Here is a 495-nt window from a genome sequence, read left to right as displayed (position 1 = left end):
TGCGCCCCCGGATCATCAAGACGGTGCGCAACGGCGGGTACTGCCTGGCCACGGATGTGGAGGAGGAGGCGTGATATTACGCCGCCGGATGTCGCTGCGGGTGCAGTTGACCCTGCTGGTCGTTGCGGCACTGGTCGCGGCGCTACTGCTCAGCCTGTTCCTGTTCGCGGATGAACGCAGCCTCGCGATCCGCGCCGCGCTTGGCTTTGAAGCCGCCGGGCGCGCGGCAAATGTGGCGCGGCTGATCGAGGAAGCTCCACCCGACCTGCATGCTTCGATACTGCGGGCCGCGAACTCGCCGCTGGTGCGTTTCGAATTGGCCGATATCGCGTCGGTCCAGCACATGGACCACTCTGACGGCGGCCTGGTCGAAGCCCGTATCCGCACGCTGTTGGACGACAGTTTCAGCCGGGATATCCGCGTCGAGCTGCACCAGATCGAAGGGCAGCTGATGCCGCTGCCCAACCTGTCGCCGGAAATGACCGACATGCATAT

1 pseudogene is annotated in these 495 nt (G+C 64.8%); it reads left to right on the top strand.

The features are described 5' to 3' along the window. Positions 1–88: 88 nt before the first annotated feature. Positions 89–495: pseudogene (locus tag C6W91_RS21295) on the top strand (two-component sensor histidine kinase); the annotation flags it as partial.

Source organism: Phaeobacter sp. SYSU ZJ3003, from assembly GCF_041300735.1.
Taxonomy (GTDB): domain Bacteria; phylum Pseudomonadota; class Alphaproteobacteria; order Rhodobacterales; family Rhodobacteraceae; genus Phycobacter; species Phycobacter gallaeciensis_A.
The sequence above is the reverse complement of the archived record's forward strand: the minus strand, read 5'-3'. Positions and strand labels throughout refer to the sequence as shown.